Source organism: Glutamicibacter nicotianae, assembly GCF_016907615.1.
Lineage (GTDB): Bacteria > Actinomycetota > Actinomycetes > Actinomycetales > Micrococcaceae > Glutamicibacter > Glutamicibacter nicotianae.
The window spans coordinates 328,575-353,020 of record NZ_JAFBCH010000001.1; the positions used below are offsets into that span (position 1 = coordinate 328,575).

At 65.1% G+C, this 24,446-nt stretch carries 25 protein-coding genes; 16 read left to right on the plus strand and 9 right to left on the minus strand.

Annotation, left to right across the window (positions count from 1 at the left end):
- Window positions 1-52: 52 nt before the first annotated feature.
- The 3 genes from JOE62_RS01655 to JOE62_RS01665 all read left to right on the plus strand — a co-directional run bounded on the left by JOE62_RS01655 (window position 53) and on the right by JOE62_RS01665 (window position 1,415).
- Window positions 53-382: a DUF4190 domain-containing protein gene (locus JOE62_RS01655; RefSeq protein ID WP_204719847.1), complete on the plus strand. Its 330-nt coding sequence runs from the start codon at window positions 53-55 to the stop codon at window positions 380-382.
- Window positions 383-446: 64 nt separating this feature from the next.
- A complete protein-coding gene (locus JOE62_RS01660; protein WP_204719849.1) occupies window positions 447-1,202 on the plus strand; it encodes a hypothetical protein in 756 nt (251 codons plus the stop codon).
- A gap of 3 nt (window positions 1,203-1,205) precedes the next feature.
- Window positions 1,206-1,415, plus strand: a complete 210-nt coding sequence (locus JOE62_RS01665) for a helix-turn-helix domain-containing protein (RefSeq protein ID WP_038992680.1) — start codon at window positions 1,206-1,208, stop codon at window positions 1,413-1,415.
- A gap of 68 nt (window positions 1,416-1,483) precedes the next feature.
- Here JOE62_RS01665 and JOE62_RS01670 read toward each other — a convergent pair whose 3' ends face one another.
- Together JOE62_RS01670 and JOE62_RS01675 are read right to left on the minus strand one after the other, a co-directional pair.
- On the minus strand, window positions 1,484-2,941 hold the full coding sequence (locus tag JOE62_RS01670) for a peptide MFS transporter (RefSeq protein ID WP_204719851.1): 1,458 nt from the start codon (window positions 2,939-2,941) through the stop codon (window positions 1,484-1,486).
- Window positions 2,942-2,993: 52 nt separating this feature from the next.
- A complete protein-coding gene (locus JOE62_RS01675) occupies window positions 2,994-4,340 on the minus strand; it encodes an amidase (protein WP_204719853.1) in 1,347 nt (448 codons plus the stop codon).
- A gap of 67 nt (window positions 4,341-4,407) precedes the next feature.
- On the opposite strand from JOE62_RS01675, the gene JOE62_RS01680 reads away from it, so the two are divergent.
- Together JOE62_RS01680 and pheA are read left to right on the plus strand one after the other, a co-directional pair.
- The gene (locus tag JOE62_RS01680) at window positions 4,408-4,734 is read left to right on the plus strand and encodes a rhodanese-like domain-containing protein (protein ID WP_038993350.1); all 327 of its coding nucleotides are present in this window, start codon (window positions 4,408-4,410) and stop codon (window positions 4,732-4,734) included.
- Window positions 4,731-5,654, plus strand: coding sequence for a prephenate dehydratase (pheA, locus tag JOE62_RS01685; RefSeq protein ID WP_204719855.1), 924 nt, complete (start codon window positions 4,731-4,733; stop codon window positions 5,652-5,654). The genes JOE62_RS01680 and pheA overlap by 4 nt, the downstream gene beginning before the upstream one ends.
- A gap of 59 nt (window positions 5,655-5,713) precedes the next feature.
- On the opposite strand, the gene JOE62_RS01690 is transcribed toward pheA, so the two are convergent.
- The gene (locus tag JOE62_RS01690; protein WP_204719857.1) at window positions 5,714-6,760 is read right to left on the minus strand and encodes a diacylglycerol/lipid kinase family protein; all 1,047 of its coding nucleotides are present in this window, start codon (window positions 6,758-6,760) and stop codon (window positions 5,714-5,716) included.
- 38 nt (window positions 6,761-6,798) lie between these two features.
- On the opposite strand from JOE62_RS01690, the gene serS reads away from it, so the two are divergent.
- Together serS and JOE62_RS01700 are read left to right on the plus strand one after the other, a co-directional pair.
- Entirely contained in the window at window positions 6,799-8,076 is a 1,278-nt protein-coding gene (serS, locus tag JOE62_RS01695) for a serine--tRNA ligase (protein ID WP_128470823.1), read from the plus strand.
- 124 nt (window positions 8,077-8,200) lie between these two features.
- Window positions 8,201-9,031, plus strand: coding sequence for an HAD family hydrolase (locus tag JOE62_RS01700; protein WP_204719858.1), 831 nt, complete (start codon window positions 8,201-8,203; stop codon window positions 9,029-9,031).
- Window positions 9,032-9,040: 9 nt separating this feature from the next.
- On the opposite strand, the gene JOE62_RS01705 is transcribed toward JOE62_RS01700, so the two are convergent.
- On the minus strand, window positions 9,041-9,643 hold the full coding sequence (locus JOE62_RS01705) for a hypothetical protein (protein WP_204719860.1): 603 nt from the start codon (window positions 9,641-9,643) through the stop codon (window positions 9,041-9,043).
- Window positions 9,644-9,749: 106 nt separating this feature from the next.
- Between JOE62_RS01705 and JOE62_RS01710 the strand changes: the two genes are divergently transcribed.
- Entirely contained in the window at window positions 9,750-10,895 is a 1,146-nt protein-coding gene (locus tag JOE62_RS01710; protein WP_204719862.1) for a protein kinase domain-containing protein, read from the plus strand.
- Here JOE62_RS01710 and JOE62_RS01715 read toward each other — a convergent pair.
- Both JOE62_RS01715 and JOE62_RS01720 read right to left on the minus strand, forming a co-directional pair.
- On the minus strand, window positions 10,892-12,145 hold the full coding sequence (locus tag JOE62_RS01715) for a hypothetical protein (RefSeq protein WP_204719864.1): 1,254 nt from the start codon (window positions 12,143-12,145) through the stop codon (window positions 10,892-10,894). The genes JOE62_RS01710 and JOE62_RS01715 overlap by 4 nt on opposite strands.
- Window positions 12,142-14,130 carry a vWA domain-containing protein gene (locus JOE62_RS01720; protein WP_204719866.1) on the minus strand — a complete coding sequence of 663 codons (1,989 nt, stop codon included), beginning with the start codon at window positions 14,128-14,130 and terminating at the stop codon, window positions 12,142-12,144. Before JOE62_RS01720 ends, JOE62_RS01715 begins: the two co-directional genes overlap by 4 nt.
- Before the next feature lie 87 nt (window positions 14,131-14,217).
- Here JOE62_RS01720 and JOE62_RS01725 point away from each other — a divergent pair, with 87 nt between their 5' ends.
- Complete coding sequence (locus tag JOE62_RS01725) at window positions 14,218-14,646, plus strand: DNA-binding protein (protein WP_141357963.1); 429 nt, start codon at window positions 14,218-14,220, stop codon at window positions 14,644-14,646.
- A 7-nt stretch (window positions 14,647-14,653) separates the two neighbouring features.
- Here the strand turns inward: JOE62_RS01725 and yczE are convergent, their stop codons facing one another.
- Both yczE and JOE62_RS01735 read right to left on the minus strand, forming a co-directional pair.
- Window positions 14,654-15,304, minus strand: a complete 651-nt coding sequence (gene yczE, locus JOE62_RS01730; RefSeq protein WP_204719868.1) for a membrane protein YczE — start codon at window positions 15,302-15,304, stop codon at window positions 14,654-14,656.
- A 114-nt stretch (window positions 15,305-15,418) separates the two neighbouring features.
- Window positions 15,419-16,033 (minus strand): pyroglutamyl-peptidase I, encoded by a 615-nt coding sequence (locus tag JOE62_RS01735; protein ID WP_073707220.1) that lies wholly within the window; start codon window positions 16,031-16,033, stop codon window positions 15,419-15,421.
- A gap of 83 nt (window positions 16,034-16,116) precedes the next feature.
- Here JOE62_RS01735 and JOE62_RS01740 point away from each other — a divergent pair, with 83 nt between their 5' ends.
- A complete protein-coding gene (locus tag JOE62_RS01740) occupies window positions 16,117-17,325 on the plus strand; it encodes a DNA recombination protein RmuC (RefSeq protein ID WP_204719870.1) in 1,209 nt (402 codons plus the stop codon).
- A 72-nt stretch (window positions 17,326-17,397) separates the two neighbouring features.
- Here the strand turns inward: JOE62_RS01740 and JOE62_RS01745 are convergent, their stop codons facing one another.
- On the minus strand, window positions 17,398-17,877 hold the full coding sequence (locus JOE62_RS01745) for an inorganic diphosphatase (protein ID WP_038992659.1): 480 nt from the start codon (window positions 17,875-17,877) through the stop codon (window positions 17,398-17,400).
- 97 nt (window positions 17,878-17,974) lie between these two features.
- On the opposite strand from JOE62_RS01745, the gene dacB reads away from it, so the two are divergent.
- The 6 genes from dacB (at window position 17,975) to folE (ending at window position 24,443) form a co-directional block, all read left to right on the plus strand.
- Window positions 17,975-19,339, plus strand: coding sequence for a D-alanyl-D-alanine carboxypeptidase/D-alanyl-D-alanine endopeptidase (gene dacB, locus JOE62_RS01750; RefSeq protein ID WP_204719872.1), 1,365 nt, complete (start codon window positions 17,975-17,977; stop codon window positions 19,337-19,339).
- Between the two features lie 17 nt (window positions 19,340-19,356).
- Window positions 19,357-20,283 (plus strand): zinc-dependent metalloprotease, encoded by a 927-nt coding sequence (locus JOE62_RS01755; RefSeq protein WP_121865907.1) that lies wholly within the window; start codon window positions 19,357-19,359, stop codon window positions 20,281-20,283.
- Window positions 20,280-21,206: a tRNA lysidine(34) synthetase TilS gene (gene tilS, locus JOE62_RS01760; protein WP_239543125.1), complete on the plus strand. Its 927-nt coding sequence runs from the start codon at window positions 20,280-20,282 to the stop codon at window positions 21,204-21,206. Before JOE62_RS01755 ends, tilS begins: the two co-directional genes overlap by 4 nt.
- 64 nt (window positions 21,207-21,270) lie before the next feature.
- The gene (hpt, locus tag JOE62_RS01765; protein WP_128470811.1) at window positions 21,271-21,822 is read left to right on the plus strand and encodes a hypoxanthine phosphoribosyltransferase; all 552 of its coding nucleotides are present in this window, start codon (window positions 21,271-21,273) and stop codon (window positions 21,820-21,822) included.
- A 107-nt stretch (window positions 21,823-21,929) separates the two neighbouring features.
- The gene (gene ftsH, locus JOE62_RS01770) at window positions 21,930-23,855 is read left to right on the plus strand and encodes an ATP-dependent zinc metalloprotease FtsH (protein ID WP_204719874.1); all 1,926 of its coding nucleotides are present in this window, start codon (window positions 21,930-21,932) and stop codon (window positions 23,853-23,855) included.
- A 9-nt stretch (window positions 23,856-23,864) separates the two neighbouring features.
- Complete coding sequence (folE, locus tag JOE62_RS01775; RefSeq protein WP_338085729.1) at window positions 23,865-24,443, plus strand: GTP cyclohydrolase I FolE; 579 nt, start codon at window positions 23,865-23,867, stop codon at window positions 24,441-24,443.
- The last annotated feature ends 3 nt before the right edge of the window (window positions 24,444-24,446 follow it).

A 24,446-nucleotide genomic window follows, 5' to 3' on the forward strand; every position in this document is an offset into this window, starting at 1 on the left:
GTGTGTCTCCTAGGTGGTGCGATGTCCACGGGGTCGTAGACAATGGATAGTGATGAGCTACTACCCATACCCGCAAAACCCCTACCAGCGCCCGCCGGAATCGACCGGGCTGTCGGTGGCGTCGCTGGTGCTCGGCATCCTTTCGATGCTGGGCTTCGCCATAATCATTCTAGTTCCGCTGGCCGGAGTGATCACCGGGCACCTCGGCTACCGGCGTGAACCGAACTCGCGGGCGCTGTCGCTGGCTGGGCTGATCACCTCCTGGATCGCGCTGGTGATCGCGGTATCGCTCTATGCTTTGGTGATCTGGTTGGTCCTCTGGATGCCCGGGGCCATCTATGACTACACGGACTACGCCTACAACGACCTGAATTACTCCTAGGCCAGCGCCCAGGACGGTGCTATCTTAACGATAATCGTTATTAACGACTATCGATAGGATCGCCATGTTCGCGGTATTGCCCCTTCTGCTGGTGCTCGTCCTTCCCGCGGTAGTCCTCGGGATCCTCTACGTGCTGCGTCGCAAATCTTCAGATATCAGCGCAGTCGTCGCTTTCACCCGGATCGTCGCCTGGGTCGGCGTGGTGCTGATCGGCGGATCCGTGCTCGTCGGTACCGCGGCGGCGATCGTGAACGGTGAATCGACCCTCCAGGTGCCGGTCGAGCCGTACTGGCCTGAATTTCCCGCGGTCAGCGACGTGACGCCGGACCACGGCGACGTCGTACGCAGCGAAATCACCACGGTGACCGTGACCGCTGCAAACCTCGGCGCCGCAACCCGCGGCTTGCTTGCCGCGGGCTCCCTGGTTTCCGGCCTGGCCGTCATCGCGGTGCTGGCGGCGGTCATCGCACTGTGCAGCAAACTGCTGGCCGGCAAGCCGTTCAGCAATTCGCTGCTCCGCTCCGGGCGGCTTGCCGCCTGCGCTCTGGCCCTCGGAACACTCATCGGCCAGACGCTCACCGGCATCGGCACCTACCGGGCAGGTGAGGAAACGCTGCGGGTGGACGGCTACTCCATGACCGGAGACCAGGTATTCGCCGGCCCGTCCCCGTGGCCGGTTCCCGCTTTCTCCATCAACTACGAATTCGCGCCGCTCTTCATGGCGCTGGCTATCCTGGTGGTGGTTGAGCTGGTTAATGCCGGCATGGTGATGGTGCGTCAGAACGAACAGCTGCGCGCCGAGACCGATGGGCTGGTCTGATCCGTGGAGTTGCGCAATGTGCACTGCAGGCTGACCGAATTGCTGGCCGAGCGCAAGATGACGGTCGTCCAGCTCGGCGAGCTGGTCGATGTCTCGGTGGTGAACCTGTCGGTGCTCAAAAACGACAGGGCCAAGGCCATCCGTTTCAGCACCCTGGTGGCCATCTGCCAGGCCCTGGAGTGCGAGATTGGCGAGTTGCTGGTCCTTCGTTAAGACATTAAAAGGCTGCGGCGCGGATTCCCGAGGGAATCCGCGCCGCAGCAGTGCCGATGTCCGGGGCCTTAGTGGATCGAGCCCATCAGCTTCTTCAAGGCCGGGGTAGCTGCCATCATGGCGATACCCAGCACGACGGCGGTGCCGCCCATGCCGATGAAGTACGGGATCTCATTGCCCTCGGTGTAGTAGCCGGCCAGCACACCCGACAGGGTGGTGCCCAGCGAAACCGAGAGGAAGAACAAGGCGATCATCTGGGTGCCGAAGGCGGCCGGCGCCAGCTTGGTGGCAATTGCCTGGCCCACCGGCGAGAGCAGCAGCTCGGCAAAGGTGCACAGCAGCAGGATGCCGACCAGCGCCAGCAGCGGAGTCTTCACGAAGGATTCCAGCGGGATGAACAGCAGGAAGGCCGCGCCCACAACCACCAGCGACAGTCCGAACTTCATCGAGGTGCGTGGCTGTCGCTTGCCCAGCTTGGTCCACAGGGCGGCGAAGATGCCGGCGAAGATGATGATGAAGACCGGGTTGATCGAGGTGACCCAGCTCGGCGGCATTTCCCAGCTGCCCAGGTGGCGGTCCAGCCGCTGGTCCGAGTAGGCGGCGATGAAGGTGAACTGCTGCTGGAACAGGGCCCAGAAGGCAGCCGAACCGATGTAGAACGGAATGAAGGCCCAGACCTGCTTGCGTTCGGTGGCGTTGACCTTCTTGCTGCGCAGGATCAATGCGAAGTACACGATCGACGCGGCGATCACCACGTAGGCGATGGTGCTTGCCAGATTCTGCGGGGTCACGATCTTGGACGCGAATGCGGCAATGATCAGGGCGATCACGGCGACGAAGATGACCACGTAGCGGTTGCGCTCGGCGGCCGGCAAAGGGTTGCTCGGGATGCGGCCGGATTCGGGCAGCTTCTTGCGGCCCATGGCGTAGATCGCCAGGCCGATGGCCATGCCGACAGCTGCGGCCGCGAAGCCGATGTGGAAACCGTACTTGACCTGCAGCCAGCCGGTGAGCAGCGGGCCGAGCAGGCCGCCGATGTTCACGCCCATGTAGAACAGGGAGAAGCCTGCATCGATGCGCGGATCATCCTTGGAGTACAGGGAGCCGACCAGGGCTACGGCGTTGGCCTTCAGGCCGCCGGAGCCGATGGCAACGAGGACCAATCCGACGATTAGGCCCACATAGCCTGGCAACAGGGCCAGGCCGATGTGGCCGAGCATGATCGCGATGGCAGAGAAGAACAGGACGCGTTCCGAGCCGAACAGGCGGTCGGAGAGCCAGGCCCCCAGGATGGTGGACAGGTATACGGCACCGCCGTAGGCGCCGACCAGCGACAGGGCCAGGCCCTGGTCCATGCCCAAGCCGCCGTCGGTGACCGAGTAGTACATGTAGTAGGCCAGCAAGCCCTGCATGCCGTAGAAGGAGAATCGCTCCCACATCTCGACGCTGAACAGGCTTGCGAGCGCACCGGGATGACCGAAGAAGGTCTTTCCGGAAGATTTGGTGCTCGTTGTTGCAGTAGACATACGTAACATTTTTCGCTTTTGCCTACGCGAGTACCTACTTATATGGGAAAGCTCACAACTGCATCTGAGCGGCCAGCGCGAGCAGCAGGCCTTCGTCGGAACGCGGGGAAATCAGCTGAATACTCATGGGTAACCCCTCATTGGAGTGGCCCACCGGAACGGTGATGGCAGCTACCGAGGCGACGTTCACCATGGACGTGTAGGGGGTGTACTGGCACTGCAACATATAATCCACATCTGGCGTGGATTGTGTATTGTGCCCGATCTTCGGCGGGATTGACGCCATGGCAGGGGTAGCCACCACATCGAAGGCGGACCATTGGCGCACGAAATCCGCCGCAATCTGCTTCAACCGCGACCCGGCCTGCAGGCTCTGCTCCAGGGAGCGCTCGGCGGCGCGCTGGCGGAAGTCCCTTGCCAGTTCGCCCAGCAGCGAATCATCTAAGACCGGAACGGACTTCAGTCCGTTGGTCCACACCGCCGCGAAGGTTTCCGGATAGTCGGTGGCATAGTGCAGATTTGCCGGCTGGACGCGATGGCGTTCGCCCAGGTGTTCAAGCCCCTGGGCGAAGGCCGCCCGGGCTTCCTGCGACAGCTCAATCTCGTAGACGGGTTCAAAAGGCGAGTGGGTGCTGTACCCGATTTTCAGGCCATCCAGGCGCTGGGGGTAGCTGCCCTGCAGCAACGGCAGGTAGTGGTCCTTCCCGCGCATGGCGTCCAGCAGCAAAGACGCATCCAGGGCATCATGGGCCAGTGGTCCGCTGACGGCTAATTTCGGCGCACCCATGGGGTCGGTGTAGCCATCGAGGATGTCGCTGGGGATGCGCCCCAAGGAAGGCTTCAGCCCCACCAGTCCGCAGGCCGCCGCCGGGATGCGGACCGAGCCGCCGCCATCGGAGCCCGGGCCCAGCGGAATCATGCCGGCGGCAATCGCCGCGGCCTGCCCGCCGGAGGAACCGCCCGAAGTGCGCGTTGGATCGAAGGGATTGCGCGAAGGGGGAGCGATGAGGTTCTCGGAATAGCTGCTCAGCCCGAACTCCGGGACCTGGGTCTTGCCCAGGATCACCACGCCCTCGGCGCGAAGCCTGGCCACCAAGGAGTGGTCGCGTCCGGCCACCGCCGCTGGCATGGCCGCGGTGCCGTGGGTGGTGGGCATCCCCGCCACATCGTTCAGGTCCTTGAACGCGGTGGGAAGACCGTGCAACCGGCCAATCTCGCCGCGGGCATGCGCCTCGTCGGCCGCTGCCGCGGCCTCCATCGCATTCTCCGCCACGTGGACGAAAGCACCGAGGTCCGCCTGCTCTTCAATGCGCTTGAGGTAGTGCTCGGTCACCTCGCGGCTTGAACGCTCGCCGCGGGCCAGCTCGTCTCGCAATTTCAGGGCGCTTGAGGGAAACATGTCGGCTTTCGACGCAGGAAATGACTAGTCTTATAAGCAAACACCCTATGTGAGAGGAATGCTAGCCGTGAGCGATTTTGAGACTGTCCAGGTCAATGACGTCCCGAAGGACGCCTTCATCCTCGATGTGCGCGAAGACTTCGAATGGGAAGCCGGCCGTGCCGCCGGAGCCACCCATATTCCCCTGGGCACCCTGCCGGAGAAGGTATCGGAGCTTGACCCGGATGTAGACACATACGTCATCTGCCGTACCGGCGGCCGCTCGGCTCAGGCCGCCTCGTGGCTCACCGCCATGGGCTACACCGCCTTCAATGTTGCCGGCGGCTCGGATGCGTGGATCGAAGCAGGCCTGCCAATGGAAGCGGACAACGGCCAGGAGCCAACCGTACGATGAACTACGCCTATCTGGGACCTGCGGGCACCTTCACCGAGTCGGCCCTCCTGCAGGTTCCCGGGGCTGCCGATGCGCAGCGGATTCCCGCCTCCAACGTCAACGTGGCGCTGTCCATGGTGCGCGAAGGTGCCGCCGATGCGGCGATGGTGCCGATCGAGAACTCGGTAGAAGGCGGCGTTTCGGCCACCCTGGACGCGATTGCCCAGGGCGAATCGCTGCAGATTGTCTCCGAGATCCTGGTTCCGATCACCTTCGTGCTGGCGGTGCGCCCCGGCATCGACTCGCTGGCGCAGATCAAGCAGGTCTCCACCCATGGGCATGCCTGGGCACAGTGCCGCTTATGGGCCGAAGCAAATATTCCCGGTGCCGCATTCACCCCGGCCTCCTCCACAGCCGCTGGCGCCCTGACCCTCGAAGAGGCGGATCCTCCGCATGATGCGGCGATCTGCTCTCCGCTGGTGGCCCAGGAACGCGGCCTGAAGGTGCTGGTGAGCGGCGTCGAGGACAACGTCGGAGCGGTCACCCGCTTCATCCTGGTTACCCGCCCGGGAAGGATTCCGCAGCCGACCGGTGTGGACAAGTCAACGCTGATCCTGCCGCTTCCCGAAGACCGTCCCGGTGCGCTGATGGAACTCCTGGAGCAATTCACCGCACGCGGAGTGAACCTGTCGCGCATTGAATCCCGGCCTACCGGCAAGAGCCTGGGGGAGTACTTCTTCTCCGTGGATATCGAAGGCCATGTGGCCGAGGAACGCGTTGCCGCCGCGCTGTCGGGGCTGCACCGGCTGTCCCCGAAGCTGCGCTTCCTCGGTTCCTACCCGGCGGCCCAAGGCCTGGAAGCATCCGTGGACACGCACAATTCCGACGCGGCCTTCAGCGAGGCCCGTGCCTGGGTGCAGTCGCTGCGCGACCGGGTCTAGGCACAGCGATCCCCCGGCCGTTCCTCCTGGATGGGAAACGGCCGGGGGATCGGCAGCAGTTATGGGGTGCGCAGGCGCAGTGCGCTCGGGTTCACGGACACCTGCAGTTCATTGACCTGGCCGGTGGGGTCCCCATCGATCTGGGTATTCATCGGCTCATCGCAGCGCAGTGACACGCCAGTGGTCTGGTAGAAGCTCATGACCGGGATCTTGTTCTTGGCGCGGAATGCGGTCTTCAGCAGGATCCACGTCCAGCCCGCGGCCGAGCGCGGGGAGAGCACCACGGCATCCAGCACGCCGTCGTCGATCTTGGCGTCCGGCACGAAATCCAGGCCCTGCAGCTTGCCGCAATTGGCGAAGAGCACCGAACGGACCTTGCGGGTCTGCCAGCTCTCGTCCTCCGAGAGCTTGAAGCTGACCTTCTTGCGCCGGCCCGGCAGCTGGCGCAGGCCGGCTTCCGAATAGGCAAGCCAGCCAACCTTGGATTTCAGCTCTTCATTGGTGTCGTCGAACAGGTCTGCGTCTGTGCCCACGCCGGCGATGACCAGGAACGCATGGTCCGCCTCTTTGCCGTCCATCAGCTGCAGCTTCATATGCCCGACGTCGATCCGGCGAACCATTCCGCGTACCGCGACCAGCGCCGCGGTATGCAGGTCATCCACGGGGATGTCCACGTTGCGGGCCAGCAGGTTTCCGGTGCCCAGCGGCAGGATACCCAGGGACGCGTCGGTGCCTTCGAGCACTTCTGCGACGGCGCGGATGGTTCCGTCGCCGCCCGCGGCAATAATTGTGTCGCATTGCGCATCGAGTGCTTCCCGGGCTGCGTCCTGGCCGGGATTCTCCTTGGTGGTTTCAAGGACCAGAGGCGCTTCCAGTCCTGCCTCGGCGCAGACACGGGCCACCGCTTCCCTCGCTTCGTCAGCACCTGACTTGGAAGGATTGATGACCAGGGCCACCTTGGCGGCGACCGACTGGGCGGCCGCTTCGGGCTGCTTGGCCAGCGGCTTGCTGTAGTTCGAAAGCTTGCGCACCGAATACCAACTGGTCGCCGCGGCGGCAGCTGCAGCAACCACGGCAGAGAAAACGATCACACGATTTGTCTGCATAATGCTCTCATCGTACTCATGATTGCTACCCTTAACATGTGATCGACCTGAAAATGCTCACCGAAAATCCGGATTTGTACCGTGCCTCGCAACGCGCGCGCGGTGCCGACGAGTCGTTAATCGACCAGCTGCTGGCAGCTGACACGGCACGTCGTGAAACCATCGCCACCTACGAGCGCCTGCGTGCCGAGCAGAATGCGTTCTCCAAGAAGGTCGGCAAGGCCAAGGGCGACGAGCGCGCCGCCCTGCTTGCCGAGGTCAAGGAGCTCGCCGCCGCGGTCAAGTCTGCCCAGGCCGAGTCTGACGCGGCAGCCGCCAAGTGCACCGCGCTGCAGCGTTCCATCCCAAACCTGATCATCGACGGCATCCCCGCCGGCGGCGAGGACGACTTCACCGTCGTCAAGCACGTGGGAACCATCCGCGACTTCAAGGCCGAGGGCTTCGAGCCGCTGGACCACCTGCAGATCGCCGAGAAGCTGGACGCCATCGACATGGAGCGGGGCGCCAAGGTATCCGGCTCCCGCTTCTACTTCCTCAAGGGCATCGGTGCCCGCCTGGAAATCGCGATGATGAACATGGCCCTGGATGTGGCCATGGACCACGGCTTCATTCCGATGATCACCCCGACCCTGGTGCGCCCGGAGACCATGCAGGGCACCGGCTTCGACGTCGAGCACGACGACGAGATCTACAAGCTCGAGCGCGACAACATGTACCTGGTCGGCACCTCCGAGGTGGCCCTGGCCGGCTACCACGCGGACGAGATCATGGATTTGTCCGATGGCCCGATCCGCTACGCCGGCTGGTCTTCCTGCTACCGCCGCGAGGCCGGTTCGGCGGGCAAGGACACCCGCGGCATCATCCGCGTGCACCAGTTCAACAAGCTGGAGATGTTCGTCTACGCCAGCGTCGAGGACGCCGAGGCGGAGCACGAGAAGCTGCTGGCCATGGAAGAGGACATGCTCGGCCGCATGGAGCTGGCCTACCGCGTCATCGACACCGCCGCGGGAGATCTGGGCATGAGCGCCGCGCGCAAGTTCGACTGCGAAGCTTGGGTTCCGACCCAGGGCACCTTCCGCGAGCTGACCTCGACCTCGAACTGCACCACCTTCCAGGCCCGCCGGTTGAATGTCCGCGAACGCGAGGTCATCGACGGCAAGGCAGGCAAGACCCGTTCGGTGGCAACCCTGAACGGCACCCTGGCCACGACCCGCTGGATTGTCGCGATCCTGGAAAACCACCAGAACCCTGATGGTTCGGTCAACGTGCCGAAGGCCTTGCAGCCGTACCTTGGCGGACTCGAAGTGCTCAAGTAGGCAATGCCGAGCAGGTGCCGGCCTCCCCTCGCGGGGCGGCCGGCACCTGCGTTTAACCGGTTGTTCACCCGTAGCTGTGCCTTGGGTCATCGCCAAATACCTGCGCTGGTGGTTAACTTGAGCCATGACTGTTATGACTAAGCTCGGCAACGACGACCGGCTGACCAAGCAAAAATTGATGATTTGCCTTGACGTGGACGGCACCATCGTCAATCACCAGGGCGAAATGAGCCAGCGCGTGCGCGCCGCCGCGCGGGCAGTCGTGGCCCAGGGCCACGAAGTGATCATCTCCACCGGCCGCTCCCTGGGTGCGGCCCTGCCCATCATGGAAGAACTGGGCATCGACCACGGCTACGTCGTGGTCAGCAACGGCGGGGTGCTCGCGAAGGTGTCAAAGGATGGCGTCGAGATCCTGCACCGCGAGATCTTCGACCCCTCGTCAGCGCTCACCGCACTGCGCGAACAGCTCCCCACTGCCAAGTACGCCTTGGAAAACGAACGCGGCGAATTCCTTTCCAGCGAGACCTTCGGCGACATGAGCTTCGGCGCCGAGAGCAGGGTGGTGGATTTCGGCGAGCTGGTGAACAGCAAGGCAGTGCGCGTGGTGGTCTTCTCCACCGACAACACCGCCGAGGAATTCGGGCATGCAGTGCAGAGCCTGGGGCTCTCCGGGGTGACCTACTCGGTGGGCTGGACCGCCTGGCTGGATATTGCAGCCGATGGCACCACCAAGGCCAGCGGGCTGGAGCGCTTGCGCGCCGTCCTGGATTTCCACGCCGATGACACGCTGGCCGTCGGCGACGGGCGCAATGACATCGAGATGCTCCAGTGGGCCGGCCACGGCGTGGCCATGGGCCAGGCCCCGGATGAGGTCAAGGACGCCGCGGACGCGGTCACCGAACACGTTGACGCCGATGGCCTGGCCCTCGTCCTGGAAGGCCTGCTGGCCGGCTAGCAGCCGCTGCTACAGCTGGTCGGTGTACTCCAGCAGCCGGGCGATCGCCGCCCGCGCACCCAGCTCGTCGTTGTAGCCCGAGCGCACGATCGCCGCGGAAACCGCCTGCGGGGTGATGCCCAGGATCTCGGCGACGGCTTTCTGCTGCCCGCGCACCCCGGGGGTGAGCAGGTCGACAACCGCCCATTCGGCCTCGGTGCGGGTGCGGATCCAATGCCCGAGCATGCGCAGCAGGCCTTCGAGCTCGCCGTCCATCTCGTCGTTGCCCGAGGAGACGCAGATCGGGACCCTTTCGCCACGGTGGCTGGCGGCTTCCAGGGCGCCGAGCGCGCGCCGCACCGCCTTGCCTTCGACCAGGCCGGCCTCCACGGGCACCGGCTCATACAGGCTGCCGATGCCCAGCCCGATATTGCAGAAGTTCAGCCGTGCCGCGCGCAGCAGCGCGTCCACTGCAGCATCGGGGCCATCAGGCACCCCGAGCAGCAGCTGGCCGCTGAGCGCGGTGAACGGCGCGTGCGTGCCGACCTGCTCCAGCTGGTGCCACAGCTGCTCGCTGGCGGCGTCAACATCGGTGACCGAGCGGGGCCGGGGGCTGAGCGCAACGACAAACATGCTTCAAGTATTGCCTGTGCCGGAGGCATTTGTCCTGCAAATGCAGGAAGTGACGCACCGAGGCGCGCCCCGCTAAGCTGGTACCGGAAACTTCGAAGGAGCGTTGGTGGCGGGCGAAATCATTGCGGGGCGGTTCGAACTCATCGAGCAGATCGCCCGGGGCGGCTCTGGGACCGTGTGGCTCGCCCGCGACCTGCAGCGCGGCCAGCTCTGCGCCGCCAAGGTGATGCGGCAGAGCTACAGTGGCGAGATCCTGCGCTTCGTGCGCGAGCAGGGCGTGAAATTCGACCACCCGCACCTGCTCACCCCCTACGGCTGGGCGGCCGTCGATGACCGGGTGGTCATCGCCACCGAGCTGATGCGCGGCGGCAACCTGCATACCGCAATGCAGGATTACGGGGCCTTTTCCGCGCCACTGGTGGCCGAGATCCTGGTGCAGCTGCTGGACGGACTGTCCCATGTGCACGAATCCGGCTGGGTGCACCGCGATGTCAAGCCCGCCAATGTCCTGCTCGAATCCACCGGCGACGGGGTGCCGGTGGTGCGCCTGGCCGACTTCGGGATCGCCACGCACCGCGACGAGCCGCGGCTGACCGAGCACGGCGTGGTGGTGGGCACCGCGGGGTTCATTGCCCCCGAACTGACCGGCGGGCACCAGCCCGAGCCCTTCCAGGACCTCTATGCGCTGGGCGTGCTCGCGGTGCAGCTGCTGCACCCGCAGCTGCGCGGTGATGCGCTGGCCGAACGGTGCCGCACCGGCGGCTTCTGCACCGAGAAGGAGCTCGAGGAAGTGCTCGACGGACTGCTCTCCCGTGATCCGCGGCAACGCAGTGCCGCCGCCGCCCGGGCGCCGCAGGCGCTGGCCGGGTTGCGCCGCGAGGACGGCTACGAGGTCGCCTCCGGAGAACGCCTGGAGGTCTTCGACCACTTCGCGCCGCAACTAACCCAGGACGCACCTCAGCCATCTGGCACCGAGACGCAACCAGCGGTGCCATCCGAGACGAGACCCGTAGTGCAATCCAAGACGCAACCCGTTGCTGAACCAGCACCAGCACCAGCGCCGGCCCCGAAGCCTTCCCGAGGCAGTCCGCGCTCCGCGGTCCAGCTGCTGCCGTGGATCGCCTTGCTGCTGGCTCTGGTGCTCGGTGTGCTATCCCTCTGGTTGGTGTTCGGCCAGTCGCCGGACACGGCAACGGCCTCCGCGGCAGCCGCAGTGGCTGGCGTGGAGGCCGCCTGGCCGCCCGGAGGCTAGGCGCGCTGCTTGCCCGCTGCCTGGGCACGCCGGCGCCAGAACCACAGGCCGGCGTAGCCCGCCAGAGCCACGGCCGCGCCGCCGGCCAGGGCGCCGAGCTGCGCGCTGCCCGGCAGCCAGCTGCCGGTTCCCGCCACCGTGCCGCCGGATTCTGTCTGTGCCGCGGGTTCCCAGCCATCGGTGCCGGTGGCCTCTCCGGTGACCTCGATGGCCAGCTCGAAGTTCAGCGGGTTCAGCCCGCGCGGCTCATAGGCTGTGCCGGCCACGGTGATGTAGTAGTCCCCCGGATAGCCCAGCTTCGGATGCGAGCCGTCGACCTGCAGGTCGCGGGACACCGTCGTGGCCAGGCTGCGCGTCAGCGAGGCGCCGGCATCGTCTGCAGATAGTTCCTGCTTGGCGGTGCCGGTCATGATGCCCTCCTGCAGCAGCGGGTTGTAGGTGCCGGTGACCAGTTCCTTGGCGCTGGCATTGGGAGAGTCGAGCACTGTCATCCGGTAATTCAGCCGTTGCCCCTGCGCCACATGGACCTTGTAGTACTTCACCTCATTGGGGAGCACCGAGTCCGAGTAGGCCGAGCCGGAAGACAGTTCGGCCGCATTGGAGAAGCCGCTGCCGCCGGATACTGCCTGCGGCTCGGCATCCAGCGTGACCGACACCGGCGGCAGATCACCTGGGGTGGTGCCGGTGAGCGTGGCAGGATCCAACGCCGGCTGCACCACGACGGTGATCTGCACCGGCAGCTGCGCATCATCCTGCCAGCGCCCATCGCGCTGCAGGGACAGGTACAGTTCGTCGTTGTTCTGGTCCAGGCAGCGCGAGTAGCCCTCGGCCTTCTTCGGTTGGGAGTCCAGTGCCACCAGCGGAAGGTTGTCGATGTTGCGGCGCGAGGTGGAATTGCTGCCCCTGTCGCACCAGTCCCCGTTGGCCTGCACCAGCGCGGCCGATAGTTCGGTGCTCTCCTGGCTGGTGGGCTGCTGCGATGGATCGACTACCAGCTGCGCGCTCACGTGCAGCCGTTCGCCGTCGGCAATCTGCGGCAGCCGGTAATACAGCGCTGAGTCGTCGCCGGTGGTCGGCAGCTCGTCGACCCACTGGCCGGCCTCCAGCTGCGGGGCCGATGCCTGGTCCTGTGCGCCGTCGACCTGCTGGCCGACCGGTTCATGCAGGGGGAGTTCCGCTTCGGAAGCCAGCGCGCCAGCGGCCGGCGACAGGGCAAGTCCGGCACAAAGCAGGGTGGCAAGGATTCTCATGGTCGGCCTCCTGGCACGGTCGGGTCGATGTTGTCGGAGCGCTCATGGGCGGTCGTGGCCCGGTTTCGGAAGAGGAAGGTTCCCGCGCCCAGCAGGGCGGCGGTGCCCACCAGGCCGCCGGTGAACCAGGGCCACAACGGTGCCGAGGAGGCTGCCGGGGCGGTTTCGGCCTGCGGTTCGCTTTCGGACGGGGACGGAGCGGCCGATGATTCAGGGGCGGCTTCCGCTTCAGTGGCGGTTTCCGATTCCGTGGCACCGACCTCGGGCGAGGCGGAGGGCATCTCGCTGGCCTCGAAGATCGGGGCGGCACCGGCGAACTCCTTCTCGGTGCCGGTCACGTCGACGGCCAGCTCGTAGTCATAGGGCACGCCGTTGGCCTTTTGCATCCAGGTGTCCGAGTAGATGACCACATAGTAGTCGCCGGCCAGGTAGTTCGACCGGCCGATGTAGCTGTCATAGTTCGACTGGTCCACCGCGGTGCGCATGGATCGGGTGATCGTTTCCCCGGAGGTGCTCTTGTGGAGCCGGCCGGTGCCGAGCATGTCCACGCCGTCCCGCACCGGGGAGTAGACGCCCATGGTCACGGCCTGGGCGCTGGCATCCTCGTTGTTCCCGCTGGTCAGCCGGAGATTGAGCTTCTGACCGTTGCCCACGTGGACCTTGTAATACCGTGCCTCGCTGCTGAGCACCGAGTCGGAGTAGATCGTGCCGGACTTCACCGGCAGCGCGTCGTTGAAGCTCGAGCCGCCGAGGACCGGCTCTGGCGTTCCGGTGAGGGTGACCGACTGCGGCTTGTCCTCCTCGCGCACCGGGGCGCCCAGCAGCGCGGCGTCCACCGCAGGCTCCAGCACATAGCGCAGCTCCACGGCCATCGGGTCCTCGTGGAACAGCGAGCCCTCGCGGGTGACCTTGGCGAACAGCTCGCCGGTGCCGTCGGCGAAGCAGCCGTAGCTGGAGTCCTGGACGAACTCGGGGCTGCGGGTGTAGGCGGCCAGCGGACGGCCGAGCTCGTCGCTGCCCACCGTGTAGCTGTCGCCCGAGGAGCACTTCGAGCCCTGGCCGTTGACCAGTTCGACGATGACCTTCGCCGGGTCGTCGTCATCCGCGTCGATCTTCTGCTCGGGGATCATGGTTGCGGAGAAATGAGCATACTGCCCGGGCTGCAGCGGGCCGATCTTGTAGTACTTGGTCGTGCCGTCGTTCGAGTTCCAGCTGTCGGTTTCACCCTTCTCCAGCTCGTCGAGGTACTGGCCGGGGACCATCAGCGGCGCCTCGTGCAGGCGGGTGCCGCCCTCGATGGGCGTGCCGGCCGTGGAGTATCCCTGGAAGGCGCGCAGCGTGCGGCTGGTCAGCTCCTCTTCCAGCGACTGCGCGTCGTCGACGTCCACGTAGCTTCCGCCGGTGGTCTCGGAAATGCATTCGAGCTGCTGGCGGGCCTTGTCGTTGACCTTGAAGCCGATGGTGTGCACGGTCAGCGCGATGCCCTGTCCGGCCAGGTCCTTGGCGGCCTCGCAGGCCGGCGGCTTGTCGCAGTTCTCTTCGCCGTCAGAGACCAGGATGATCGACTTGGGCCCTTCGATGCCTTCCAGGTCCTTGGCCGCATGGAGCAGCGAGGCGCCGATCGGGGTTTCTCCCACGGCCTTGAGCTCATCGATTTTCTTGGACAGTTTCTTCTTGTCCACGGCGCCCGGTTTCTGCACGGTGGTGATGTCGTCGCATTTGCCCGGGGACTTCGAGCCGTAGACGACCAGGCCCATCGTGGCATCTTCCGGGGCATTGTCGATCAGGCTCTTGGCCGCGGTCTTGGCGGCGTCGATCCGCTTGGTGCCTTTGGCGTCGGCGTCCTTTTCCAGCATGGAGCTGGAGTAGTCCATGACGACGACCACTGGTTCGGTGGTGGTTTGCTCATCGGCGTGGGTTGCGGCTAGCGGCACGGCGGCCAGCAACACTGCCAAGAGCGGTGCGAGTAGATGTCGGCGAAGCATCAGGCTTTCCTTCCGGCGGTGATGTTTGCAGTTGCAAATATATGCCATTTGTTTGCAATTGCAAACCCCCGTGCGAAGATTGTTTCCATGGACAGTCCTATCGAACAGCAGCGGAGGCTGTATGGAGCCCCCCTGGCGGAGCGTTTCGGGCACGTGATGGAAAAGTATGCCTTGTCCCAGCGCTCGCTGGCCCAGGTGCTGGGCCTCTCCGCGCCGATGCTCTCGCAGCTGATGGGAGCCAAGCGGATCAAAATCGGCAATCCGGCGGTGCTCGGACGGCTCATGATGCTCGAAGCCCGATCCGACGAAGCGGATTTGCAGGCAGTGCTCCAGCAGGCCGAGCGGCTCGATGCCGCCACTGCCACCCATGGATCGGCGGAAGCGGGGGAGGGTGCGGCGGCCAGCGAGTACCTGCGGTCGGTGGGCAGCCCGGAAGTGCTCGCAGAGATGGCAGGGCTCGCCCGGGCCCGTGGCCACGAACAGCTGGCCGAAGTGCTGGAGCGGGCCGCACGCTAAGCGCCCCTCAGACGCCCGCGGTCGCGCGCTGCGCGTCCAGGCGCACCGTGGTGTAACGGAAGAAGAACTGCGTGGCGGGGCCGATTAGCAGCGCATAGGCCACCGTGCCCACGCCCACCGGACCGCCGAGCATCCAGCCGATCCCCAGTACGCACACCTCGATGATCGTGCGCAGCAGGCGGATCGATTTGCCGGTGCGCAGATGCAGCCCGGTCATCAGGCCATCGCGCGGCCCGGGCCCGAAATGGCAGCCGATGTACAGTGCGCCGCCCAGTCCATTGATGACTATGGCGCCCACCAGGGTCAGGATCTGCCAGCCCAGGCCATGGACATCGGGGATGAGCCAGAGGAAGAAATCTAGGCCGAGCCCGATAAGCAGCACATTGGCGATGGTCCCCAGCCCCGGCCACTGCTTCAGCGGAATCCACGCCAGCAACACCACGACGCCGACAAGTATCACGATGGTTCCCAGCGACAGCGGAATGTGGTTGGCCAGGCCCAGATGCAGCACATCCCATGGGTCCACGCCGAGCTGGGCGCGGATCAGCAGCGCCATGGCCAGCGCAAAAAGCATCAGGCCGATGAACAGATTTGCCAGGCGCAGCGGGAGCTTCCCGGCGCGCAGCTGATCGAGCGGGGTGAGATTGTGCAGGGTCATGATGGTTCAAGGCTAGCCTCGCGCCGAACCGCCACAGTAATCCGCAGGTATCAGTTGGTCATATTCCCGGTGCCAGTTAACGAAGGGCAAAGCGTCGTTGAAAAGTGGGCCAACTCAGCCCAGTGCACCCAGTATCGCGATGCCCAGCGCCTGTGGCAGCTCGCTCAGGCCTGAGCGCTGCTGCTGGATAGCCGTTGCATCGGTTTCAGCACCTACCGTGGCCCGGATGCCTGGCGGGCGCAGTGCAGGAACATGGATGAACAATGCCGGGACCGGCTGGGAATAGGCCACATAGGCAACGTGATTGCAGACGAAACGCCCTGCGTCCTCGGACACGCTGGCCTCAAGGCCGGCGGCCAGCAGGGCCTGGGCGGCCGCCGTTGGATTGATGCTCGCCTCCACGCGCGTCGGGGCGTTCTCCCTAATCGCTGTTGAGCGAGGCTGCTCTCCATCATTGTCTGGAATGCGCGCATGATCCTCGTTGACCGCCCAGCGCTCGGGAGTAATCGCGGCTCGGCCCCCGGCCTCGCCAACGCAAATCAGCGCATCGGGCTGATGCTCGGCCAGCAACGAGGCAAGGACCTGCCCGGAGGCCGCGAAGGACACCGGCAGGATCGCGGTGGTCACCTCGTGCTCGCCAAGTCGAGCTGGCAGCTGGCGGACCGCCTCGCCGCTGGCATTGAATGCGTCATTGCCGAAGGGCTCGAAACCGGTGACCAGAATGTGCATGAACCCATTATGTCCCCAAACTGTCGGTATCCGCTGATAGGACTGGGGTAATGGTTCGCTCGACAGATCTTGGCTAGGTGCTCATGATTATCGTGGTTTTTGTACTCGTCATCCTCAATATTCTTGCAACGGCATGTGTTGCTCTGCTGCTGATTCGCAGGACTTCGGGCTCCGAAGGCACCCAGGTCCAGGACGCGGTGCGTGCTGGAAATGCGGAGCTGAGGCAGGAACTGGGAACCCAGCGCACCGAACTGCGCCAGGGCATGGGCGAGGTGCGCACCGAGCTCGACGCCAAGCTGACCGCGATGGCCGAAGCCAATGCGAACCGCCATCTGCAGGTCCAGGTGCTGCTCCAGCAGGAAATGGAAAAGCTGCGCGCCGGCAATGAAGCCAAGCTCGAGAAGATGCGCGAAACGGTAGACGAGAAGCTGCAGGGAACCCTGGAGAAGCGGCTCGGGGATTCCTTCGAACTGGTCAGCAAGCGGCTGGAAATGGTCCAGAAAGGTCTGGGTGAAATGCAGTCCCTGGCCCAGGATGTCGGCGGGCTCAAACGCGTGCTTACCAACGTGAAGAGCCGCGGGTCCTGGGGAGAAGTGCAGCTGGCCCGACAGCTGGAAGACATCCTCACCGCAGAGCAGTACGAGCAGAACGTGGCGGTGGTCCCTGGCAGCCGCGAGGTTGTCGAGTTCGCGGTGATCCTTCCCGGCCGGGACGCCGGAACGATCTACCTGCCGATCGACTCCAAGCTGCCTCAGGAAGACTACGAGCGCCTGCTCGATGCCCAGGAGCACGGAGACAAGGCGGCCATCGCCGCGGCCGGCAAGGCGCTGGACCGGGCAATCCTCGAACAGGCCAAGCTGATCTCCAGCAAGTACATCGCCCCGCCGTACAGCACCGACTTCGCCATCATGTACCTGCCCACCGAAGGCCTGTTCGCCGAGGTGGTGCGCAGCCCGGGGCTGGCCAGCAAGCTGCAGACCGAGCACCGGGTGCTGGTCACCGGGCCGACCACCCTGATGAGCCTGCTGAACTCGCTGCAAATGGGCTTCCGCACCTTGGCCATCGAGAAGCGCAGCAGCGAAGTGTGGCAGGTGCTCTCGGCAGCCAAGGAAGAATTCCGCAAGTACGGAGATGTTTGGGACAAGCTGGGCAAGCAGCTGGCCACGGCGCAGAATACGGTGCGCGATGCCGGCACCCGGACCCGGGCGGTGGAGCGCAAGCTCAAGGACGTGCAGACCCTGGAAGTTGCCGCGCAGGACGACGTGCTCAGCTCGCTGCTGCCCGACGCCTGAGGCTGGGCAGCGCAAAAGCAATGGCGGCGACCCCCGAAGGGGATCGCCGCCATTTCAGCTCAAGTCCAGCGACTAGGCCTTGAAGCGCTCGATGGAGCGAGCCAGCTCGGCTTCGGCAGCCTCGCGGCCTTCCCAGCCCTCGGCCTTGACCCACTTGCCTGGTTCCAGGTCCTTGTAGCGGGTGAAGAAGTGCTCGATTTCCTTGATCAGCCATTCGTCGATGTCTTCAAGTTCCTTGATGTGGTCAAAGCGCTTGTCGGCAGGAACGCACAGCAGCTTGGCATCGCCACCGCCATCGTCGGTCATGTTGAAGACGCCAATCGGGCGGGCTTCCACGACAACGCCTGGGATCAGGTCGACACCCGGGAGGTAGACCATGGCATCCAATGGATCGCCATCTTCGCCCAAGGTATCGTCGAAGTAGCCGTAATGGGTTGGGTACTGCATCGAGGTGAACAGCACGCGATCCAGGCGCAGGCGGTGGGTCTCGTGGTCGATCTCGTACTTGACGCGCGATCCGGTAGGGATCTCGATGGTCACGTCGTGGCTCATGAAAAGCACACTCCTAAACTAGTCTTAGGGATATCCGCTAATAAGGGTATCGCCCCATTGCGCCTGATGGATAAAACTGCGAGAGGAATGTAACCATATGAACACTGCCGCCCGACGCGCCATAACGCTGGGGGTGGCGATTGTTGCCGTGGTTGCAGTCGTCGTCGCGATGCTCCTGGCCCCGCGATTCTTCACCGGGGAGCCCGAAGCTTCCTACACCCCGGCCAGCGTGCAACTGGCCGCGCCATCCCCAGTCGCCGTGCAGGATCTGGACCCCGAAGCCGTCCAGCCGGACCCCGGAATCCTCGCCGCGAAGCTGGACGCCATCCTGGCCGACAAGCCCGACCGGACCTCCTTCAGCGCCCAGGTGGTGGACGTCGCCACGGGCAACGTCCTGTATGACAAGAATGCCGCCGCAAACGGCACCCCTGCCTCCAGCCTGAAGGTCGCCACCGCCGTCGCCGCCCTCGACGCCCTGGGCGGAGACACCCAGCTGTCCACCAGCGTGCTGCTCGATGGCGGGACGCTGATCCTGCGCGGCGGGGGCGATGTATTGCTGGGCGACGGGGAATCCGACCCGGCGCACCCCAAGGGCTATGCAGGACTGGCGACCTTGGCTAAGCAGACCGCCGATGAGCTTGAAAAACGCGGGATCAGCGAGGTCGAGCTGTGGCTGGACGACTCGCTGTTCGGCGACGCGCACAGCAACCCGGACTGGGACAAGTCGTTGTTCACCTCGAACAATATTGGCGAGGTCTACCCGATAGCGCACTACGCCGGGCGTGCCGGGCAGAGCACCAGCACCGCCTACCAGTCCGACGCCGCCCAGCAGGTCCGCAAGGTCTTCGCCCGGGCCCTGGGCGAGCGCATCACGGTGACCGAGGGCGGCCGCGGACCTTATGCCGGCGGCGAGCAGATCACCGAGGTGAAATCCGCGCCGCTGCGTGATGTCGTCAAGCATATGCTGCTGGTCTCGGATAACTACATCGCCGAAACCATGGGACGGCTGGTCGCGCTCAAGCGCCAGATGCCCGCCGAGCAGGCGGGAGCCGCCGTCGCCGCGGTAGCCGCCGAGCACGGCGCGAGTGGCCTTTCGCTGGTGGACGCCAGCGGCCTGGCCGCCAAGAACCAGATTTCGCCCGCCGCGCTGACCGCAGTGCTGCGTTCGGCGGCCACCAGCGGCAAGCCGGAATTGCGCGAGCTCGTCTATTCGCTGCCAGTCTCCGGCTACAACGGCACCCTGATGCACCGCCTGGACGGTGCCGCGACACTTGGTCTGGTCCGTGCCAAGACCGGCTCGCTGACCGGCGTGGCCACGCTGACCGGCATGACCATGACCGAGGACGGGCGCCTGCTCGCCTTCTCGATCTATGCCAACCAGCCCAACGGAGCACTCGCACCCCACAAGCCAACCATTGACTCTGCAGTCACCGCCATCCGCGGTTGTGGCTGCCGGAGCTGAAAGCTCAGGAGCAGTAAATGAACCAGTTCGTCGATTGGAAGCTGGCGGCCAAGGCCGCGAAAACCCTGATGCCCGCTGGGCCGAAGATCCAGGCCCAGGATGCCGCCCGGATCGTCGAGGAACTGCGCATCGCCGCCGGCGAAGGCCTGGTGGAGGCCGAGAAGGTCTCCAGGCTGGCCTCGACTGCGCCAGCGCAGACCCTGGTGGTGGACCGCTCAGGCTGGGCCAAGGCCGTCAGCCAGAACTTCGCGGCCATGCTCCCGTCAATGCGCCAGGATGTCCCCGGCGCGGTACCGCTGATCGCCGGCGCCGAACTCGGCGCAGTGCTCTCGGTGCTCGGCACCCGGGTGCTGGGCCAATTCGATCCGTTCGTCGGACCCCGGCTGCTGCTCAATGCACCGACCATAACCCAGATCCGCGGCGAACTGAACGTCAACGCCCGCGACTTCTACCTGTGGATCGCCACCCATGAGCAGACCCACCGCCTGCAATTCGAGCACGCCCCCTGGATCCCCGAGGTCATGAAGCAGACGCTGGCCGAGGCCTTCGAGCCGCTGGCCGGCACTACCAATTCCATGGGCGCACTGGGCGAACGCCTGAAATCCATGAAGTCCGAGGTTTCCGAGCTGACCAGCATCATGTCGGTGCTGGAGGGGCATGCCATGGTGGTGATGAACGATGTCACCTCGATCCGCAGCATCAAGACCATCCGCCGCCGCTTCGAAGCCCGCGGCGAGAACCGCTCGGCCCTGGCGATCCTGCTGGGCAAGCTGCTGGGCCTGGATGCCAAGGCACTGCAGTACAAGCGCGGGGCGAAATTCGTGCGTCATATCGTCGATGAGATCGGCTATGAAGGCTTCAACGAGATCTTCACCGCCCGCGAGCTGTTCCCCAGCTCCGAGGAACTCGACCACCCCGAACGCTGGCTGGCCCGCACCCGATGAGCCGCGCCCTGCACCTCGCCCGCGGCGCGATCCAGGCCAGCTGCGCGCCGGGGCTGAACCTGATCGGGGTCTCCGGCGGTGCCGACTCGCTGGCCCTGGCCATTGCCGCGGCGACGCTGCATGGTTCCTTCGGCGCGGTGGTCATCGACCACGGCCTGCAGGCCGGCAGCGCCGAGGTGGCCGAGCGCGCCGCCGCGCAGTGCCGCGAGCTGGGGCTGGAGCCGGTGCAGGTGATCCGGGTCGAGACCTCGAAAGATGAGGATTCGGCGCGCAAGGCCAGGTACCAGGCCTTCGAGGAGGCCCTCGTCCAGCACAACGCGCAGACGCTGATGCTCGCGCATACCCGCGACGACCAGGCCGAACAGGTGCTGCTCGGATTGCTGCGCGGATCCGGTACCCGTTCGCTGGCAGGCATCCCGGCCCGCCGCGGACCCTACCGGCGTCCCCTGCTGGATCTGTCCCGGGAGCAGACCGAGCAGATCTGCCGGGAGGCAGACCTGGACTTCTGGGAAGATCCGAGCAACACGGACACCGGGTACCGGCGCAACCTCATCCGCCACCGGATCCTGCCTTTGCTGCGCGACGAGCTTGGCGAGCATGTCCCCGTTGCCCTGGCGCGCACCGCCAGCCTGGCCGCCGCCGACGCCCAGGCACTGGATTCCTGGGCGCAGGCGGCCAAGGCCGAGCATGGGTTGCGGATCGCGGAACTGGCCAAGCTGCCGGTGGCCGTCAGCTCGCGAGTATTACGCCTGGCCGCCATCCAAGCCGGCGCTAGGAATGTGGGCCATGAGCGAACAGCGGCGCTCTGCGCGCTGGCCGGATTCGGCGTCCCCAAGTCCAAATCGGCTGGTCCGGTGCAGCTCGATGGCGCGATCAGCGCCTTCCGCCGGCAATCGGTGATAGTTTTCACCACAACCGGCTAAACAACAATCCGCCAAATGTGGCACTCTAGGTAAGTACCACACCTCTAGAATCAGGAGAATTCTCGTGGATTCCAATGCAGTCAAAGCCGATCTTGCGCACGTTCTGTACACCAAGGAAGAAATCCAGACCCGCGTGGAGGAACTCGCCGCGCAGATCGACAAGGACTACGAAGGCCGCGACATCCTCGTGGTAGGTGTGCTCAAGGGCGCCGTGATGATTATGGCCGACCTGGTCCGCGCGCTGAACTCCCACCTGACCATGGACTGGATGGCAGTGTCCTCCTACGGTTCGGGTACCCAGTCCTCCGGTGTGGTGCGCATCCTCAAGGACCTGGACTCCGACTTGATGGGCAAGCATGTGCTGATCGTCGAGGACATCATCGACTCCGGCCTGACCCTGTCCTGGCTGAAGTCCAACCTGGAATCCCGCGGCCCGGCATCGGTGGAAATCTGCACCCTGCTGCGCAAGCCCGAGGCTGCCAAGGTGGAAATCGACGTCAAGTACGTCGGCATGGACATCCCGAACGAATTCGTCGTGGGCTACGGCCTGGACTACGCGGAGAAATACCGCAACCTGGATTGCGTGGGCACCTTGGCCCCGCACATTTATCAGTAGGGAACTTTTCGCGCCATTGGGGCGTTGAGAAGTATCGAAGGTGGCGTGACCCGGACGCCAGAGCAGTGCGTGAGGGGGATGCGCCAGGCGCGGGGCCTGGCGGATCAATGAAAACGAAGAAGCTTTTTAACAGCTGGATCATTTGGGTTTTGGTCGGAGTCGTGGCAGTGGTGCTGTTCCTGCCGATGGTCTTTGGCAATAATTCTGCCAAGGTGGATACCTCCGTCGGCTTGCACCAGCTGACCAGCGGCAATGTCACCGAAGCGAAGATGTTCGACGGCGACCAGCGTGTCGACCTGAAGTTGCGCGACGCCCTGAAGGTGGACGGCGTGGACAAGGGCACCACGGTGAGCTTCTACTACTCGACCGCCCGCGCCGAACAGGTGGTCGATGAGATCAACAAGGCCAATCTGGGCAAGTTCACCGACCAGCCGGTGGAAAGCAACTGGCTGCTGTCGATGCTCGGGATCATCATCCCGTTCCTGCTGATCGCCGGCATCTTCTGGTTCATCCTCGCCCGCTCGCAGGGCGGCGGTTCCAAGGTCATGCAGTTCGGCAAGTCCAAGGCGAAGCTGATCACCAAGGACATGCCGCAGGTGACCTTCAAGGACGTCGCCGGCGCCGACGAGGCAGTGGAAGAACTCCACGAAATCAAGGAATTCCTGCAGGAACCAGCCAAGTTCCAGGCCTTGGGCGCGAAGATCCCCAAGGGCGTGCTGCTCTACGGCCCTCCGGGCACCGGCAAGACCCTGCTGGCCAAGGCGGTGGCCGGCGAAGCCCAAGTGCCGTTCTACTCGATTTCCGGCTCCGACTTCGTCGAGATGTTCGTCGGCGTGGGCGCCTCGCGCGTGCGCGACCTGTTCGAACAGGCCAAGAACAATTCCCCGGCGATCATCTTCGTCGACGAAATCGACGCGGTGGGCCGCCACCGCGGCGCCGGCATCGGCGGCGGCAACGACGAGCGCGAGCAGACCCTGAACCAGCTGCTCGTCGAGATGGACGGCTTCGATGCCACCACCAACGTCATCCTGATCGCCGCGACCAACCGTCCCGACGTGCTAGACCCGGCGCTGCTGCGCCCGGGCCGCTTCGACCGGCAGATCCCGGTGGAGGCACCGGACTTGAAGGGCCGCGAGCAGATCCTGTCGGTGCACGCCAAGGGCAAGCCGATGGACGCCACCGTGGATCTGAACGCCGTCGCGAAGAAGACTCCGGGCTACACCGGCGCCGATTTGGCCAACGTGCTCAACGAGGCCGCGCTGCTCACCGCACGCTCCAACGCGAACCTGATCGACGACCGCGCGCTGGATGAGGCCATCGACCGCGTCATGGCCGGCCCGCAGAAGCGCACCCGGCTGATGGACGAGCACGAGCGCAAGGTCACCGCCTACCACGAGGGCGGGCACGCGCTGGTCGCCGCAGCGATGAACCAGACCGCACCGGTCACCAAGATCACCATCCTGCCGCGCGGCCGCGCGCTGGGCTACACCATGGTGGTTCCGGAATCCGACAAGTACTCGGTCACCCGCAACGAGCTGCTGGACCAGATGGCCTACGCCATGGGCGGGCGCGTCGCCGAGGAGATCGTCTTCCACGACCCGTCCACCGGAGCATCGAACGACATCGAGAAGGCCACCGCCACCGCGCGCAAGATGGTCACCGAATACGGCATGAGCGAGAAGGTCGGCGCGGTGCGCCTGGCTGGCTCGGCAGCCGAGCAGGGCATGGGCAACGCCGCCCGCGAATTCTCCGACGAAATGGCCCACCTGGTGGACCAGGAGGTGCGCGAGCTGATCGAGCAGGCGCACAACGACGCATACCAGGCGCTGACCGCCAACCGCCATGTGCTCGACCGCCTGGCCCTGGCCCTGCTGGAGCGCGAGACCCTGAACCAGACCGAGATCGCGGAGATTTTCGCCGATCTGGCCAAGCGCGAGAAGCGCGAAGTCTGGCTGAGCAACGAGGCCCGTCCGGTGCACAGCGAGGGCCCGATATTAAGCCCCAAGGAGCGCGCAGCTTCCTCGACCGACTAGGATCAAAGCGTGAGTGAACTGAAAGAGATTGACCAGCCGCGGATCGCGGCAGCCGTGCGCGAGATCCTGGAGGCCATCGGCGAGGACCCCGACCGCGACGGCCTGGTCGACACCCCGAAGCGGGTGGCCAAGGCCTACGCGGAGTTCTTCGCCGGCCTGCACCAGCACCCGGCAGACCACCTGTCCACCACCTTCGACATCGAGCACGATGAGATGGTGCTGGTCAAGGACATCCCGTTCTACTCGACCTGCGAGCACCACCTGGTGCCCTTCTACGGTTCGGCGCATATCGGCTACATCCCGGGCAAGGGCGGCAAGGTCACCGGCCTGTCCAAGCTGGCCCGCCTGGTCGAGGTGTACGCCCGCCGCCCGCAGGTCCAGGAACGCCTGACCACCCAGATCGTCGATGCGCTGGTGGAGCACCTGAGCCCGGCCGGCGCGATTGTCGTTGTCGAATGCGAGCACATGTGCATGTCGATGCGCGGGGTGCAGAAGCCCGGAGCGAAGACCGTGACCAGTGCGGTGCGCGGCCAGCTGCGCGAGACTGCCACCCGTGCTGAAGCCATGAGCCTGATCCTCGGAAAGTAGGAA